Source organism: Sorangium sp. So ce302 (genome assembly GCF_051530145.1).
Lineage (GTDB): Bacteria > Myxococcota_A > Polyangia > Polyangiales > Polyangiaceae > Sorangium > Sorangium cellulosum_B.
In genome coordinates this window covers 9,172,630-9,189,098 of the sequence record NZ_CP150326.1, presented here as the reverse complement: position 1 = coordinate 9,189,098, position 16,469 = coordinate 9,172,630, and the positions used below count along the sequence as shown (strand labels likewise).

Below are 16,469 nucleotides of genomic sequence, written 5' to 3'. Positions count from 1 at the left end.
GAAAGGCCGGCGCGCGGACCCGGCCTCTCGGGATATGCCCACGCTTGCGCCGTGGTGAAGGCGGCTTCAGGTACCGCCGCAGCGGTCGTTCATCGGCGCACCAGCACGGCGCACGAGCGCGACGCGCGAGGAGGGGCAACATGGCTCTTGATCTCCTGAGAGAGCGGGGGACACCGCTCGACCGCCAGTCGTTCAACTGGCGTGATCTCGTCCAGGTGCCGTTCAGCAAGCTCGACGACGACGCGTTCACCCGGGTGCGCGTCATCCTGATGAACGGCATCGAGCTCGAGAGCGTGCGGTTCCTGCACAGCTTCGCGCGCATGAACCGGGATCTGCGGCGCGTGCTCGCCCAGGTGCGGCGCGTCGATCACCACCAGGCCACGGTGGTGAACTGGCTCAACCCGCCGGATCAGTCGCCGCTGGAGACCACCATCGGATACGAGCAGGTCGCGATCGAGATCACCGCGCACGCGGCGCTCGCCGAGCCAGACCCGTACCTCGCGCAGGTCTATCGCTTCGGCATGCTCGAGGACTACGATCACCTGTATCGCTACGCGGCGCTCCTGGACCGCCTGGAAGGCAAGGACGCGAACAACATCCTGCAATCGTACACCGACGTGACGGCGGGGCGTCCGACCGCGGTGGAGCACCGCGCCCCCGAGGACGACGTGCGCGCGCCTTACGACCGGCGGATCGCGAGCGCGATCACGAAGCTCAACGCGCTCACCATCATGGCGGCCGAGCAGCAGACGCACAACTACTACGTCAACGTCGGGCCGTTCTTCACGGATCCGGTGGCGCGGCTGCTCTACGCCGAGATCGCCTCGATCGAGGAGCAGCACGTCACGCAATACGAGGCGATCATCGACCCCGAGGAGACCTGGCTCGAGAAGTGGGTCCTCCACGAGGCCAACGAGGTCTACAACTACTGGAGCTGCCTCCAGCAGGAGCAGAACGCCCGCGTGAAGCGGATCTGGGAGCGGTTCCTCGACTACGAGCTCGGGCAGCTCCACGTGGCCATCGACCACTTCAACCGGATCGAGCGGCGCGACGCGGCCGAGATCCTCCCCGCCTCGCTCCCGGACCCGGTCTCCCACGAGAGCCACCGCCAGTTCGTGCGCGACGTGCTGTCCACGGAGGTGCAGCTCCGCGCCGTGGGCGAGGACATCGTCGATCCGAGGGTCGTCCCGGAGAGCGCCGCGACGATCGCCTACCGGCAGCAGATGAACTCCGCCGGCTCCCCGTCCGAGATCGTGGCCGCGGGCTACCGGTACACGCCGGGCACCGAGCTCTCGCGGCGCGCCGAGAAGATCGACGGACAGAAGGAGGCGACGCCATGAAACAGATCAAGATGGGGACCAACACCACGGGCATCGCGACCTCTCCCATCGACAGCAAGGAGCTCATCGAGTTTGCGCAGGCGATCCCGCCGAGCTCCCCCGGGAGCGAGGCCGAGGCCGCGGCGGTCAGGAGCGAGTACGCGAGGGAGTCGGGCACGGTCGGGAGCGTGCCGCCGCCGGCGAGCCTCAAGGGGGTCGTCAAGGCAGCCGGAGAGCTCATCCAGGGCAGGCCCCCCGCGCTCCTCATCGACAAGCTCGGCGAGCGCCTCCAGTTCGAGCGCTCGGGCACGCGCCTCTACGAGGCGCTGATCGCCAAGCACGACGCGGAGGGGACCTTCGAGGGAGGCCCGACGCGCGCCGACCTCGAGGCGATCCGCGACGACGAGCTCCGGCACTTCGCGCTGCTGAAGCGCGCGATCGAGCGGCTCGGGGCCGATCCGACCGCGATGACGCCCGGCGCCGACGTCATCGGCCTTTCGTCGTCCGGCGTCCTCGCGGTCGCCGTCGAGCCGAGGATCAACCTCGGGCAGAGCCTGCAGGCGTTGCTCGTCGCCGAGCTCACGGACAACGACAGCTGGCGGATGCTCATCGACCTGGCGATCGCCTACGGCCAGGACGACATGGCCGCCGAGTTCCGCGTGGCCGAGCAGCACGAGGCGATCCATCTCGAGCGCGTGCGAGCGTGGCTGTCGAGCAAGCTCGCGCTCGACGCGCGCGGCGAGCCCACCAGCACGACACCGCAGCAAGCCGCCTGACGCGGAGCCGGCACACTCCCGCGGATCAGGCGATCCGGGCTGGGCGGATCGCGGGCGCTTCGGTGCGGCGCCGTAGACCGGCCTCCGGGATCTCGGTTATGACGCTCGGCGCGCGGGCCCGGCGCATGCGGGGTGCCGCCAGCGGCTCCGCGCCCCGGGTGAACCCATGGACTTACCCCAGAAGCTCCGATCGCTGTTCCTGCTGCCCTTGATCGCGCCGCTCGCCTGCGGCGGCGCTCCGGCGTCCGCGCCGCCGCCTCCCCGACAGGCCGCCGCGCCGGCCCCGGCAGCGCCGGCAGCCCCGGCGGTCGCGGCCGCAGCCCCGGCCGCGCCGACGAAGGCCGGGCCGCGCGCCGACGCGACGCTCATGCCGCGGCGCATGCTCTTCGGCAACCCGGATCGCATGTCCCCCCAGATCAGCCCGGACGGCAAGCGGCTCGGGTTCCTCGCCCCCTCCGAGGGCGTGCTCAACGTGTGGGTCGGCCCGGCCCAGGCGCCGGCGTCGGCCAAGCCGGTCACGAAGGAGCAGAGCCGCGGGGTGCGCACCTTCCTGTTCCCCTACGCGAGCGACTACGTCCTTTATCGCCAGGACAAGGCCGGCGACGAGAACTGGCACATCTACGCCGTCGAGCTCAAGACCGGGCAGATCAAGGACCTCACCCCCTTCGACGGCATCGCCGCGATGTTCGAGGGGATGAGCCCCAAGATCCCGAACGAGATCCTGATCGGCATGAACGATCGGGACAAGAAGGTCCACGACCTCTACCGCGTCGACGTGCGCACCGGCGAGCGCAAGCTCGTGCGGCAGAACGAAGGGTTCGTGGGGTTCGTCACCGACCATGACTTCAAGGCGCGGCTCGCGTCGCGGATGACGCGCGACGGAGGCCAGGAGTACATCGATCTCACCGGCAAGGAGCCGAAGCCCTTCGTCGCGTTCGGGCCCGAGGACGCCGTGACGAGCGAGGCGATCGGCTTCGACGCGGCCGGCAAGACGCTCTATTTCCGGGACAGCCGCGGCCGCGACACCGCCGCGCTCGTCACCCTCGATCTGCGGAAGGCGAAGCCCGCCGTGCTCGCCGAGGACGCGAAGGCCGATGTCAGCGACGTGATCGTCCACCCGAAGACGGGCAAGGTCCAGGCGGCGGCCTCCGAGCGCGAGCGCAAGCGCTGGCAGGTGCTCGACAAGAGCATCCAGCCGGATCTCGACGCCCTCCGCGCGGTCGCCGACGGCGAGCTCGACGTGCTGAGCCGGTCGCTCGACGACAAACGCTGGACCGTCGGATACACCGTATCGGACGGCCCGGTCCGATACTACCTCTACGACCGTGACGCGAAGAAGGCGACGTTCCTCTTCACGAACCGCGCCGCGCTCGAGTCGCAGCCGCTCGTGAAGCTGCGGCCCGTCGTCATCAAGGCGCGCGACGGCCTCGAGCTCGTGAGCTACCTGTCGCTGCCGCGCGCCGCCGACCCCGACGGCGACGGCAAGCCGGACAGGCCGCTCTCGATGGTGCTCCTCGTCCACGGCGGCCCCTGGGCGCGCAGCTCCTTCCGCCTCGATCCGATGCACCAGTGGCTCGCGAACCGCGGCTACGCCGTGCTGAGCGTCAACTTCCGGGGCTCGACGGGCTTCGGGAAGAGGTTCGTCAACGCGGGCGACCTCGAGTGGGCGGGCAAGATGCACAACGACCTGCTCGACGCCGTGGAATGGTCCGTGGCGCAGGGCATCGCCGACAGGGCTCGCGTGGCGATCATGGGCGGCAGCTACGGCGGCTACGCGACGCTCGTCGGGCTGACCTTCACGCCGGAGACCTTCGCCTGCGGCGTCGACATCGTCGGCCCGTCGAACCTCGTGACCCTGCTCCAGTCCATCCCGCCCTACTGGGCGCCGATGCTCGAGCTCTTCGCGAAGCGGGTCGGCGACCCCCGCACCGAGGACGGCCGCGATCTCCTGCGCACGCGCTCGCCGCTCTACCGCGCCGACCAGATCAAGCGGCCCCTCCTCATCGGCCAGGGCGCCAACGACCCGCGCGTGAAGCAGGCCGAGAGCGATCAGATCGTCAAGGCGATGACGAGCAAGGGCATCCCGGTCACGTACGTGCTGTACCCCGACGAGGGCCACGGCTTCGCCCGCCCGGAGAACTCCATGTCGTTCAACGCGATCGCGGAGACGTTCCTCGCGCAGTGCCTCGGCGGCTCCTACGAGCCGGTCGGCGGCGACTTCAAGCGGTCGAGCGTCACCGTCCCCGTGGGCGCCGAGGTCGTCCACGGGCTCTCCGCGGCGCTCCCCCGGCCCTGAGCGCTCCGCTCCACCATCCACCACGGCGGGCAGGCGCGCCGGCGCGCCGCGGGAAGCCGCGCGGGTCATGCGTTGATGCGCGTTGGTGCGCCGTGGTCCGGGCGCCCCCAGCCCGCGGGCGTCCGGCGCCGCTACGTCCGCTGCGTCGACGCGGTCCGCGTGTGTCGCCGCGCCTCTGGCTCGCTCACCGGGGGCGCGCTCGTGAGGTCGTCGAGCGTCTCCAGCAGCTGCTCCAGGTCGAACGGCTTGTTGATGATCCTCGTCGCGTCCGGGTGGTTCGGATCGATGCAGAAGCCGGGATCGCTGAGCGCGGTCACGAGCACGACCGGCGCCGCTCTCCCCTCGGCCGCGAGCGTCTCGATGAGGCGCGGCCCGTCCAGGAACGGCATCACGCAGTCGATGACGATGGCGTCGGGCGGCGCCTGGGAGCGCAGCCGCTCCAGGGCTTCGAGGGGGTCGGTGTACCCCTCGACCTCGTACCCTTCCGCCAGCAGCACCTCCGCCAGCGTCTCGACGATCGCGTCGTCGTCGTCGACGACGACGATGCGCCGCTGCCTTCCTCGCTCTGAGTCTCCTTGGTCGTCTCGCTCGTCGCTCACGCTCACCTCGGTGGAGAACCCCGGTGTCACTTCTGGGACCGGCCGCTCTCGCCGTCGACCCTCGTCGACCACCTCTGTGCGAATTGTTTACAGGCTCTCCCGGTGCTCGCTCCAAGCGCCCCGGCCTCCGCCGCCTCTCCGGCTCTTCCGCGGAGATCCCGGCGTGGGGCTCAGCTCCCCGGCGGAGCCTGCTCGTGCGTCGGCGAGAGGTCCGGAGAGCTCCCCATCCTCGTGTGCAGCTGGACGGGCCGCTGGCGCACCCGGAGGCGCATGTTGATGAGCTCGACGCCGAGCGAGAAGGCCATCGCGAAGTAGATATACCCCTTGCTGATGTGCTGGCCCATGCCGTCGGCCATGAGCACCACGCCGATGAGGAGCAGGAAGCTCAGCGCGAGGATCTTCATGCTCGGGTGGCGCTGGATGAACGCGCCGATGCTCCCGGCGAAGACGAGCATCACGCCCACCGCGATGAACATGGCCACCATCATGATCGAGATGTGCTGCGCCATGCCGACGGCGGTGATGACCGAGTCGAGCGAAAAGACGATGTCGAGCAGCACGATCTGCGCGATGACGGAGGGGAACGACGCCTTCGCCTTCGGCTGCTCTTCCTTGGGATCGTCGACCTCGAGTTTATCGAACATCTCGTGGGTCGCCTTGCCAATCAAGAACACACCGCCCGCGAGCAGGATCAAATCACGCCCGCTGAAGTCGTGTCCGAGCAGGCTGAACAGGGTAGCCTTGAGTCCCATCACCCATGAGATCGCGAGCAGGAGGAGCAGCCGCATCCCGAGGGCGAGCACGAGGCCGATGCGGCGGGCGAGCGGCTGCTGCTCCAGCGGCAGCTTCGCCGTCATGATGGAGAGGAAGACGATGTTGTCGATTCCAAGCACGATCTCCAGCGCGCTGAGGGTCGCCAGCGTGATCCAGCCGTCGGCGTGCAGAAAGGCGCTCATGTCAGGCATCGGGGTGGCGCTTTGTAGCATGGACAGCCGTGACCGCCCGCCACGTCCGGACCATCGCCCCGCTCTCCGGTGGATCCTGGGCGATCTTGCTCCCGTGTTCAGGGCGCGGGGCGACGGCGATTACGACGGATGCGTGAACGCAAAGTACGTCAACGGCGTTGACGGCGTCGACGGCGTCGACGGCGGCGAGCCTGCACGGCGACACACGGCGGCGCGCGCGGCACGGGCGGCGCTTGACGCGGGATGTTGACATCCGGTACAGAGGATCTGGAAGTACGCGCAAGTGGATCTGCCTCCTTCCCGGCTTCCAGGTGAGCTCCTGCGGGGTGTTGGCGAGCTCGCCGAACAGCGCCGTGCTTCCTCGCCATGTTGGCGAAGCAGCCTCGTTGCCTGTTCCTCACCTGGAACGCGTGGCCTCACGACAGAGGGGGGGACCGCGTGACCGTGGTTCCGAAGGTCGGCTTCGGGCAGGACGCGCGCTGGGCCGCCGGCGGCAGCGCTGACGGGGGGCCTCTGGATCGGGCGCTCCTCGGGGGAGATCCGGCGGTCAGGGGGCCGGAGGCGTGCTGGCTGGACGGCGGCGCTGCCTGGCTGCGCATCGAGGGGCGCGACCTGAGCTACCCGATCGTCCTGCTCGGCTCGATGAGCGCCTGGATCGAGCCCGACTATCGGACCTCGTTCCCTTTCGGCAGCGTCGTCCGGGTGCGCCTGTACGCCGGCGACGTCGAGATCGGTCCGCTCTCCGCCGTGCTGGTGCTCCAGTCGATGGGCCTGCGGGGGCCGCTCATCGGGCTGTCGTTCGAGGACGGAACCCCCTCCCGCGCGGTGGGGCAGATCCGCGACGTGCTGCGCGCCCTCGTCGACGCGGGCACGGCCAAGGCGGCCGCGGCGAGCCTGTTCAGGCCCTCGGCCACGGACGCGGGGCAAGTGCGCGAGATCATCGACGACCCCAGGAGGGTGCGCAACATCCTCGGCTTCCTGCTGCGGAGGAAGGGCGTCGTCTGCCGCGCCGCCGAGAGCGCGCCGCCCCTCTGCGTGATGCTCGGCGAGGTGGGGGCCGGGACGGTCACGTGGTTCGGCATCAAGGGCTGGAGCGAGGACGCCGCGGTCGAGATCGCCGGGCAGAACTCCGTCTTTCGCTTCAACGTCCGCGCGGACGAGGTGCGCCCGGGCGAGCTCGTCTCCGCGCTGCCGGCGCGCGTGGAGCGCCTCCGCAAGAGCCTGCTGCAGCGGGGCGTCGAGGCCGATCTCACCGCGCGCTTCCTGCACCCCCAGTGGCTTCACATCCCGCCGATCGAGGCCGATGTGGTCGACGTGTCCTTCTCGGGCCTGCGGATGGCGCTGACGAGGGGACACCCGCCGCTGCTCCCCAGGCACAAGCTCTCGCTGGAGCTCCCCGACGGCGACGACGGCGTCGTCCACCTGCGGGGCGAGGTGCGGTCGGTGTCGGTCGTGGAGGGCGCGGACACCCAGCTCTGCAGCGTGCACGTGACCGCCGCGCGGCGCGAGGACGAGCGGCGCTGGCTCAGGCTCGTGTCCCGCATCCTGCACGCGACGACCTACGGGGGGACCGCGTGGCAGGCGGAGCTCTGGGATCTCTTCGACTCGTCCGGCTATTTCAACCTCTCCGGGCGGCGGCCGGAGCACTTCGAGGCCATCAAGCCGAGCTTCCTGACCATGGCGCAGAAGGCCGCGGCGGTGCCGCACCTCCTGTACAACGTGGCGTGTCTGTCCGAGCACGGGATCGAGGGCAATTTCTCGATCATGAAGCCATACCACAGCACGTGGATGATTCATCAGCTCGCGAAGCGGCCAAAGTCCGCGTCGAACCTGAGCTCCCGGCAGGTGCTCCGCGACATGTTCACTCGCTGCTTCGAGCACGCGATGGCCGACCCGGAGTGCCGCTGGATCATCGCCTACGCGGAGGCGCACGTCGCGTGGAACGAGCGATCGCTGTTCGAGTTCGCCCGCGCGCGCCACGAGACGGGCCACGTCCTGTCGCTGCCTTTCCGCCTGATGGGGGTGGACGCGCGCGCCGCGCCGCGCGCGCCGCGCGAAGCCGGCGGGCCGATCGAGATCGGCGAGCCGACCCCCGGGGAGCAGGCGGCGCTGCTCGGCCTCCTGTGCGCGACGTCGCCGCGCATGTACGCGGAGGCGCTCGATCTCGTGCCCGGCAGGCTCGGGATGGGGCCCTGCGTCGAGCGCTGGCGCAGCGCGGGCCTGGAGCGGGAGCGCGTGCTCCTCGTGGCGCGCCAGCACGGCGAGCCGCTGGCGGTCGCGGTCCTCGAGCTCGGCGAGCTCGGCACGAACCTCTTCCGCCTCCTCGACTCGGTCCGCATCTTCCCGATGCGCCCCGGCGGAGACGCCGCGCTCGGCCCGCTGCTCGACGCGGCGTGCGGCTGGTTCCGCAGCCACGACAGGAAGTCGTTCATCTACTTCGGTGAGCGCGGCAAGCTGACGTTCGATGGTCCTGCCGGCCTGCACGACCTCGGCGAAGGACGGCTGTGGATCGTCGCCAGGGAGCTCGTCCCGGAGTTCGTGGAGCATGTCTACCGGCTCACCGAGCCGAAGCCGCGATAACGGCCTGGATCAGCGGCGGCGCGACGCTATGGTCTCTCGGTCTCAGTCTCGCTCTCGGTTCTCCAGGTGAGGCGGCATGTACCAGCTCAAGATCGACCTCATCAACGCGCTCATCGAGGTCACGTTGCAAGGCGTCGTGCGCACGGAGGAGGCGCAGGCGTACGCGGCGGAGTACAAGAAGGCCCTCGGCTCGCTCTATGGCCGGAGGATCCGCGTCCTCGTGGACTTCCGTGGCTTTTCCATCGCCTCCGAGGAGGCGACGGAGCTCCTCCGCGACATCGCGGCGACCTCGACCGCGATGGGGGTGATCAGGGCCGCCGAGCTCGTGCAAAGCGATCTCGCGGCGCTGCAGGCGAGCCGGATCGCCCGTGAGGCGGGGACCGCGCAGCTCGTGCGGGTCTTCAAGGACGAGGGGGCCGCGCGCAGCTGGCTCCTCGGCGATCGCCCGACGCCGTGAGGGCCGGCTCTGCGCGGGCCGCTGCGGCGCGCCGCGCGGGCCGCCCGCGCCGCCCGCTCAGCGCACGACGAGCACGTCGTCGACGGGGCGGCGGAGGGAGCGCGCCGACACGGGGCCCGCGAGCGACAGGCGGAAGAGCAGGACCTCCGCGGTCGCGTCGTCGACGTCGAACAGCCGGAGATAGCGCTCCCGGAGCCCGGTCGCGGCCTCCGCGGTCTCCGCGTCGAGCCCCTCGCCGCGGCCCCGGATCAGCCGCGCGAACAGGTAAGGCAACGTCGTCATCGGGTAGACCGCGATGCCCAGCTGCGTCGCGGTCAGCCACGCGCGCTCGACCGCCCTGCCGCCCTGGAAATAGTCGGTGAGCCGGGCGCGCGGCAGGGTGATCAGCCCGACGGCCGTCGCGCAGCGGATCGCCTTCTGCGCCATCCTCTCGAGCCCCCGGCCGCCACCCCAGCGCCGCACGAGCTCCAGGGCGCGGTAATCCCGGCAGATCTTGAACCCCGCGAGATCGGTCGGCGAGAGCTCGAGCGTGCCGACGAACAGCCCATCCCGGCGCGCCTCGGCCTCCGCCTCGGTCCAGCGGACCTCCCTCATCATGTCGGCGTGGGTCTGCCTCGCGAGCATCCGGAGCCGATCGCCGGCGCCGATGAGGGCGCCGATCTCGTCGAGCTCGGCCGGCGCCTCGAGCAGCCCGAGGCGCGCCCCGGGGATGGACTCGACCGCGGCGCGGAGCGCGGCGCGGTGCTCCTCCGCGAGCGGCGCCCGCTGGCCAGGGCGCCGGTTCGTGTGCCGGAGCCCGATGGCGCCCGCGAGGCCATCCATGGCGTGCTCCTCGGCGCCGGGGGTCGGCGCGCCGAAGAACGCGAACGTGGCGGCCAGGTCCTCGTCGCCCTCGCGCGGGAACGGCGAGACGCGCACGCTGAGCCCCTCGCGGTGCGCGGCGAGGACGACGTTCTCGGCGGCCGCGCCGAGCGCGACCACGCCGCCCGCGCCCTGGAAGTCGGCGAGCGACTCGGAGCGCGCGCGGTCGTGGAACAGCCCGAGGCGACGGTCCTCGTGGACCCAGAGCCAGGGCTGGCAGTTGCCGCCCGAGGGCGCCGCGACGCCCGCCGCGACGAGCCGCCGCAGCCGCGCCGGGTCGAGCGCTACGGCGCCGGCCTCGGCGGCCGGGAGCGGGCCCGCCGCCGCGGCGAGGGCAGGGCCCGGCGCGCGCGGCGCGTCCGCGGCGGCGGGCTCCCCCTCGGGGCCGCTGATGAGCTCCTCCAGGTCGACATAATACCGGCCCGACCGCACCGGCTCCCCGAGGGCGATCCGGCGCGCCGTGTCCGCGGCCGCCGCCCCGCCGTGGACGACCGCCGACCCGAGCTGAGGCCATGTGCTCACCGACTGCTGCACCTCGATGAGCGACGCGCGGAGCCGGAGCGAGATCGCCTCTTGGCCGATGATCTGCATGACATAAGGCACCTTGTCCTCGGTCGACAGGCCGCGGACGCGCTCGGGCGTGAGATCGCCGACGAGCCCATGGAGAATCGGCCGATCGCCCTCCCGATCGAAGCGCTCGACGTCGATGAGCCCCCGGTCGCTCGTCTCCATCACGACCGGTATGCGGTGGGCGCGCGCGCTCGCGCGGAGCAGGAGCTTGATATCGAGGCTGTCGCACTCGTCCACGAGGACATCGAGCTTGCCCCCGTCGAGCAGGAAGCGCTCGATATTGTCCTCCGTGACCCCCTCGGGGAAGCACGTCACGTGGAGGAACGGATCGAGCTCGGCTATCTCGCGCGCCGTGGCGACGACCTTCGGCAGGTCGAGGTTGTGCGCGCCGGTCCGGATCCGGTTCAGGTTCGAGAGATCGAGGTGGTCGAAGTCCGCGAGGCGCAGCTCGCCAGCGCCCCGCTCGAGCGCGATGGTCATCGCCACGGACTGCCCCACCGAGAGGCCGACGACGCCGATGCGCCGGCGGGCGAGCGCCGCCTGCTCCTCGCCGCTGATCTTGTGCTTGTTCCGGTCGGTCCGCAGCTCGACGAACTCGGCCTCATCGAGCAGGTGCACGAGGCGGTGCGACCACGGATAGTAGACCCAGACTCCATAGGCCTCGATGGGGGCGCCGTTCAGGTGCTCTCCCACGAGCCGCGCGACGTCCCGCTCACCGAGGCGCTCCCGGGGGTGGCGGGTCTTCACGAGATCGGCGAGCTGCCGGTCGATCGTGTCGAAGATCTCGATTCGGGCGTCGTCGTGGAGCAGGCGGCCGAGCTCCTCCGCGTCGTCCTCGCGCGCCGGGCGGAAGAAGCGGGGCCGCCACGCGCCGTTCGGGGCCTCTCGCGCCTCTCGCGAGGAGATGAGCTGCTGCCAGCGGGTCGTGTTCATCGCGGTGGTCCGGTCCCCCTCCTGCCACCCTCCTACCACCCCCGCGCCCCAGGCGTCGCCACGATCTCCCCGGTGGCCCCCGGGTCAGCGCGGCGCGCGGGACGGCCGGCCCTCGATCTCGAGTCTCATCTTCGTGACCTTGTGTTGCACCAGGGCCGCCTCAGGCCCGGTGATCTCCAGATAGCGCAGCGCGGCCACGACGTCGCTGCCCCGGAACGCCTTGACCCGCGGGTTGAACCAGCTGAGCGCAGTCCCGATCTGCCGGACGAGGAGCGCGTCCGTGCAGATCGCCACGGTGAGCGCGGTCTTGCTCACGTAGTCGTTGATGGATGCCCGCTGCTTCGCGTTGGGTCCCCCCCCGGCGGTCACCACGAGAGTCTTCGTGCAGGCGGGCGGGAGACTGCCCGCCGCCTGCATATACCCTTCCCATTCCTCGTCGCTCGGCGGTTCCCTGCCGTGGACGGCGATGAGCACGTGCTCCGTCGTGTCGAACAGCATGCTGGGTTTCGTCATCGTCTCACCGAGCGCGCACCGATCTTACGTCTGCGCACCGCCGAGCCGCCAGCGCGCACAGCCATCCCCTGGGATAGTCGTGCGCCTGGCCACCGGGCAAGGATCCGCGAGGTCCATGGGGTGCACCTAGGACGGTTCGATCGACGGAGCAACGACCACGAGCGACTTTCGATGCGGTGCTCCGGTGGACGGGCCGCGCCGCGCTTCGGCGCGACTCCTCCCTGGCCGCGCGCGACGCGTCGCGCGCGGCGCGACCGCGACCGCGCCGGGCCGGCTCGACGTGGGGCATCGCGGCGGATGGAGTCGCTCGAGCGGCATGGTCCTCTCGTTCGCGTCGTTCGCGTCGTTCGCGTCGTTCGCGTCGTTCGCGCGGCCCACCCAGGGCATACCCGAGTTATTTCCAAAGTATTTCATGACGTGCTGCTGGGCAGTTGCACGGTGGGCCGCCAGCTGCTCTGTGGTCTATACTACGGGATGTGCGCTGGGGATCTTCCGCAGGCGGGTACGGTGCGCGCCGCATCGCACCGAGGCTTGACGGATGGCCCCCACCGCATGTAGCGCTCGATCGGTGGGCTGTGATGCCCAGCAGCCAGGGGCGGCGCCCGGCGTGTTGGTCGGGGCTGCCGAGTGACGACCTCGCCGGGGGGAAAGGTTTTTCACGATGCGTGTGCTGGAAAACTTCGTCGGCGGAGCCTGGTCTCGAGCTTCGGGGGCGACGCGCCTCGAGGTGAAGAACCCGGCGACCGGGGAATCTCTTGCGGAGGTGCCCCTCTCGACGGCGGCCGACGTCGACGCGGCGGTGAAGGCCGCGCAGGCGGCGTTCCCCGGCTGGAGCGCGACGCCGCCGGTGCAGCGGGCGCGCTACCTCTTCAAGCTGCGCGAGATCTTCGACGCCCATCGCGACGAGATCGCGGCGATCTGCACCTCCGAGCACGGCAAGACGCTGGCCGAGGCCCGGAACGATTTCGGTCGCGGCATTGAGAACGTCGAGCACGCGGCCGGCATCCCGGCCCTCCTGATGGGGCAGGCCCTCGAGGACGTCGCGTCCCGGATCGACTGCCACACGATCCGCCAGCCGCTCGGCGTCTTTGCCGCGATCACGCCGTTCAACTTCCCCCCGATGGTGCCGCTCTGGTTCCTGCCGTACGCGATCGCGACGGGGAACACGTTCGTGCTCAAGCCGTCGGAGCAGGTCCCGCTCTCGCAGCAGCGCATCTTCGAGCTGATCGAGCAGGCCGGGCTGCCGCCGGGGGTGGTGAACCTGGTCCACGGCGGCCGCGACGTCGTGAACGCCTTCTGCGCGCACAGGGACATCGCGGGCGTCTCGTTCGTCGGCTCGTCGGCGGTCGCGCGCCACGTGTACAAGAGCGCCGCGGAGGCGGGCAAGCGGGTCCAGGCGCTCGGCGGGGCGAAGAACTTCCTCGTCGTGATGCCGGACGCCGAGCGGCAGATGACGGTCGCCAACGTGGCCGAGTCCATCTACGGCTGCTCCGGCCAGCGATGCCTGGCCGGCAGCGTCGTCGTGTGCGTCGGCGACACCTACGAGGCCGTGCGCGACGGGCTCGTGCGCCACGCGAAGGGGATCGTGCTCGGCGACGGATCGAAGCCGGGCGTGACCATGGGCCCGGTGATCTCGGCGGCGCACAGGGACCGGGTGCTCTCGTACATCAACCAGGGCGTGGCGGAGGGGGCCACGCTCCTCCTCGACGGCCGGGACGCCAGGGTCGAGGGGTATCCGAACGGCAACTGGGTGGGGCCCACCGTCTTCGACGACGTGCGGCCAGGGATGGTGATCGCGACCGAGGAGATCTTCGGGCCGGTCGCGTGCCTGATGCGCGCGAACGACCTCGACGAGGCGATCGCGATCGCGAACCGGAGCGAGTACGGCAATGCGGCGTCGATCTACACGTCGAGCGGCCGCGCGGCGCGCGAGTTCCAGCACCGCGCCGCTGCCGGGATGGTCGGCGTGAACATCGGCGTCGCGGCGCCCATGGCCTTCTTCCCCTTCGGCGGCCAGAAGGGCAGCTTCTTCGGCGATCTCAAGGCGCACGGCCCGACGGCCATCGACTTCTACACGGAGCGCAAGATCGTCATCACGAGGTGGTTCTGATGGCACGGAACGTACTTGGCGGGCTGATCCAGTGCTCCACCCCGATCGGCGACGACGGCGCCTCCGTCATGGCCATCCGGGACGCGATGTTCGAGAAGCACCTGCAGTTCATCGACGAGGCGGGGAAGAGGGGTGTGCAGATCCTCTGTTTGCAGGAGGTCTTCAATACACCTTACTTCTGTCCTTCGCAGGACGCGAAATGGTGCGATGTGGCCGAGCCCGTCCCCGGCCCGACGGTCGAGCGGCTCGCGGCGTACGCCAAGAAGTACAAGATGGTGATGATCATCCCGATCTACGAGCGGGAGATGGCGGGCGTCTACTACAACACGGCCGCCGTGGTCGACGCCGACGGCACGTACCTCGGCAAGTACCGGAAGACGCACATCCCGCACACGAACGGGTTCTGGGAGAAGTTCTTCTTCAAGCCGGGGAACCTCGGCTATCCCACGTTCCAGACGCGGTATGCGCGGATCGGCGTCTACATCTGCTACGATCGCCACTTCCCGGAGGGGGCGCGGCTGCTCGGCCTGAACGGCGCCGAGATCGTGTGGAACCCCTCGGCGACGGTCGCCGGGCTCTCCCAGTACCTCTGGAAGCTCGAGCAGCCCGCGCACGCCGTGGCCAACGGCTACTTCATCGCCGCCTCGAACCGCGTCGGCACCGAGGCGCCGTGGAACATCGGCAAGTTCTACGGGACGAGCTACTTCTGCGACCCGCGGGGCAGCTTCCTTGCGACGGGGAGCGAGGACAAGGACGAGCTCGTCATCGCCGAGATGAACCTCGACCTGATCGAGGAGGTGCGGAGGACGTGGCAGTTCTATCGCGATCGCCGGCCCGAGACGTACGGCGAGCTCACGGAACAGCTGCCCTGAGGGCCCGGGGCGGCGGGAGGACGGCGAGGTCGGGCAACGAGCGCGACGAGCGATGCGAAGTCCACCGCGAAGACACCAGCAGCGCCGGGGCGCTGGTCGCGGCCGGCTCTCCCCCCCGGCGTTTCCCCCGCCATGGCGGCGCCGCCCCCCGGAGGGGACCCGCCGCCCGGCGCTCACCCGCGGAGGAGCAACATGGGCATCCTGATCAAGAACGGCGAGATCATCACAGCGAGCGACCGGTTCGTCGGCGACGTCTACTGCGAGGACGGGAAGATCGCCGCGGTCGGCGCGGGGCTGTCGAAGGAGCGCGCGGGGGACACCGTGATCGACGCCTCGGGGCAGCTCATCTTCCCTGGCGGGGTCGACGCCCACGTGCACATGGAACTGCCGTTCATGGGGACGGAGAGCTCCGATGATTTCGAGACCGGCACGGCGGCGGGCGTCGCCGGGGGCACGACCTCGATCATCGATTTCGTGATCCCGGCCCGAGGGCAGGCGCTGCTCGACGGGCTCGCGATGTGGAACGAGAAGGCGAAGAAGGCGGTCTCCGATTACGCCTTCCACATGGCCGTCACCTGGTTCGGCGACGACACGCTCGAGGAGATGGCCGTCTGCACGCGCGAGCACGGCATCCCGTCGTTCAAGACCTTCATGGCCTACCGCGGGGCCATCGGCGTCGACGATCCGGAGCTCATCCAGGTGATGCAGGCCGCCAAGGGCCTCGGCGCGCTCGTGACCGTCCACGCCGAGCACGGCGACGCGGTCGTCGCGCTCCAGAAGAAGCTCCTGAAGGAGGGCAAGACCCACCCGCGGTACCACGCGCAGAGCCGCCCCGCGCCGATCGAGGGCGAGGCGACGGGGCGCGCGATCATGCTCGCCCGGATGATCGGCGAGCCGATCTACATCGTCCACCTCACCTGCAAGGAGGCGCTCGCCGCGGTCACCGAGGCGCGGAGCCGGGGCCAGGTGGTCATGGCCGAGACGTGCCCGCAGTACCTCCTGCTCGACGACTCGGTCTACGAGAAGCCCGGCTTCGAGGGGGCGGCCTACGTGATGAGCCCGCCGATCCGGCCGAAGGGCCACCAGGACGCGCTGTGGGCCGCGCTCTCGTCGGGGCTCATCCAGACCGTGGCGACCGACCACTGCCCCTTCAACCAGGCCGGCCAGAAGGACATGGGCAAGGACGATTTCTCGCGGATCCCGAACGGCGCCGCGGGCATCGAGAACCGCCTCGCCCTGCTCTGGACCTACGGGGTGCTCGCGGGGCGGATCGACGTCCACCGCTTCGTCGATCTCTTCTCGACGCAGCCGGCCAAGATCTTCGGGCTGTACCCGCGCAAAGGCTCGATCGTGCCGGGCGGCGACGCGGATCTCGTGGTCTTCGACCCGAAGGGGACGAGCACGATCTCCGCGAAGACCCACCATCACCGGTGCGATCGGAGCATCTTCGAGGGCTTCGAGGTGAAGGGGAAGCCGACGCACGTCATCGTCAACGGCCGGGTCCAGTGCACGGACGGCAAGCTCGACGTGCAGCGCGGCGCAGGGCGCTATCTACCCCGCCGGCTCGCCCCGACCCAGGGAGCCCAGGCCTTCTAGCCACCACGCACCACGCACCACG

General features: G+C 70.3%; 12 protein-coding genes. 8 read left to right on the top strand and 4 right to left on the bottom strand.

Annotated elements, in window-relative coordinates; genetic code table 11:
• Nucleotides 1-140: 140 nt before the first annotated feature.
• The 3 genes from WME73_RS34850 (at nt 141) to WME73_RS34840 (ending at nt 4,391) form a co-directional block, all read left to right on the top strand.
• Nucleotides 141-1,340, top strand: coding sequence for a hypothetical protein (locus tag WME73_RS34850; RefSeq protein ID WP_437912343.1), 1,200 nt, complete (start codon nt 141-143; stop codon nt 1,338-1,340).
• Entirely contained in the window at nt 1,337-2,095 is a 759-nt protein-coding gene (locus tag WME73_RS34845; RefSeq protein WP_437740670.1) for a ferritin-like domain-containing protein, read from the top strand. Before WME73_RS34850 ends, WME73_RS34845 begins: the two co-directional genes overlap by 4 nt.
• A gap of 166 nt (nt 2,096-2,261) precedes the next feature.
• Entirely contained in the window at nt 2,262-4,391 is a 2,130-nt protein-coding gene (locus WME73_RS34840) for a S9 family peptidase (RefSeq protein ID WP_437912342.1), read from the top strand.
• 131 nt (nt 4,392-4,522) lie between these two features.
• Here the strand turns inward: WME73_RS34840 and WME73_RS34835 are convergent, their stop codons facing one another.
• Nucleotides 4,523-4,990 (bottom strand): response regulator, encoded by a 468-nt coding sequence (locus WME73_RS34835; RefSeq protein WP_437740668.1) that lies wholly within the window; start codon nt 4,988-4,990, stop codon nt 4,523-4,525.
• A gap of 170 nt (nt 4,991-5,160) precedes the next feature.
• A complete protein-coding gene (locus WME73_RS34830) occupies nt 5,161-5,946 on the bottom strand; it encodes a TerC family protein (protein WP_437740667.1) in 786 nt (261 codons plus the stop codon).
• Between the two features lie 447 nt (nt 5,947-6,393).
• On the opposite strand from WME73_RS34830, the gene WME73_RS34825 reads away from it, so the two are divergent.
• Together WME73_RS34825 and WME73_RS34820 are read left to right on the top strand one after the other, a co-directional pair.
• Entirely contained in the window at nt 6,394-8,535 is a 2,142-nt protein-coding gene (locus WME73_RS34825) for a hypothetical protein (protein ID WP_437740666.1), read from the top strand.
• A gap of 76 nt (nt 8,536-8,611) precedes the next feature.
• Nucleotides 8,612-8,992, top strand: a complete 381-nt coding sequence (locus WME73_RS34820; protein ID WP_272095325.1) for an STAS/SEC14 domain-containing protein — start codon at nt 8,612-8,614, stop codon at nt 8,990-8,992.
• Nucleotides 8,993-9,049: 57 nt separating this feature from the next.
• Here WME73_RS34820 and WME73_RS34815 read toward each other — a convergent pair whose 3' ends face one another.
• Nucleotides 9,050-11,356: an Rv1355c family protein gene (locus WME73_RS34815; RefSeq protein WP_437912341.1), complete on the bottom strand. Its 2,307-nt coding sequence runs from the start codon at nt 11,354-11,356 to the stop codon at nt 9,050-9,052.
• Between the two features lie 84 nt (nt 11,357-11,440).
• Nucleotides 11,441-11,869: a hypothetical protein gene (locus WME73_RS34810; protein WP_437740664.1), complete on the bottom strand. Its 429-nt coding sequence runs from the start codon at nt 11,867-11,869 to the stop codon at nt 11,441-11,443.
• Nucleotides 11,870-12,530: 661 nt separating this feature from the next.
• Between WME73_RS34810 and WME73_RS34805 the strand changes: the two genes are divergently transcribed.
• From WME73_RS34805 to hydA, 3 genes are all read left to right on the top strand, one after another.
• The gene (locus WME73_RS34805; protein ID WP_437851833.1) at nt 12,531-13,979 is read left to right on the top strand and encodes a CoA-acylating methylmalonate-semialdehyde dehydrogenase; all 1,449 of its coding nucleotides are present in this window, start codon (nt 12,531-12,533) and stop codon (nt 13,977-13,979) included.
• Entirely contained in the window at nt 13,979-14,851 is an 873-nt protein-coding gene (locus WME73_RS34800; RefSeq protein WP_437912340.1) for a nitrilase-related carbon-nitrogen hydrolase, read from the top strand. The genes WME73_RS34805 and WME73_RS34800 overlap by 1 nt, the downstream gene beginning before the upstream one ends.
• Before the next feature lie 192 nt (nt 14,852-15,043).
• Nucleotides 15,044-16,447 (top strand): dihydropyrimidinase, encoded by a 1,404-nt coding sequence (gene hydA / locus WME73_RS34795; RefSeq protein ID WP_437912339.1) that lies wholly within the window; start codon nt 15,044-15,046, stop codon nt 16,445-16,447.
• Nucleotides 16,448-16,469 lie beyond the last annotated feature (22 nt).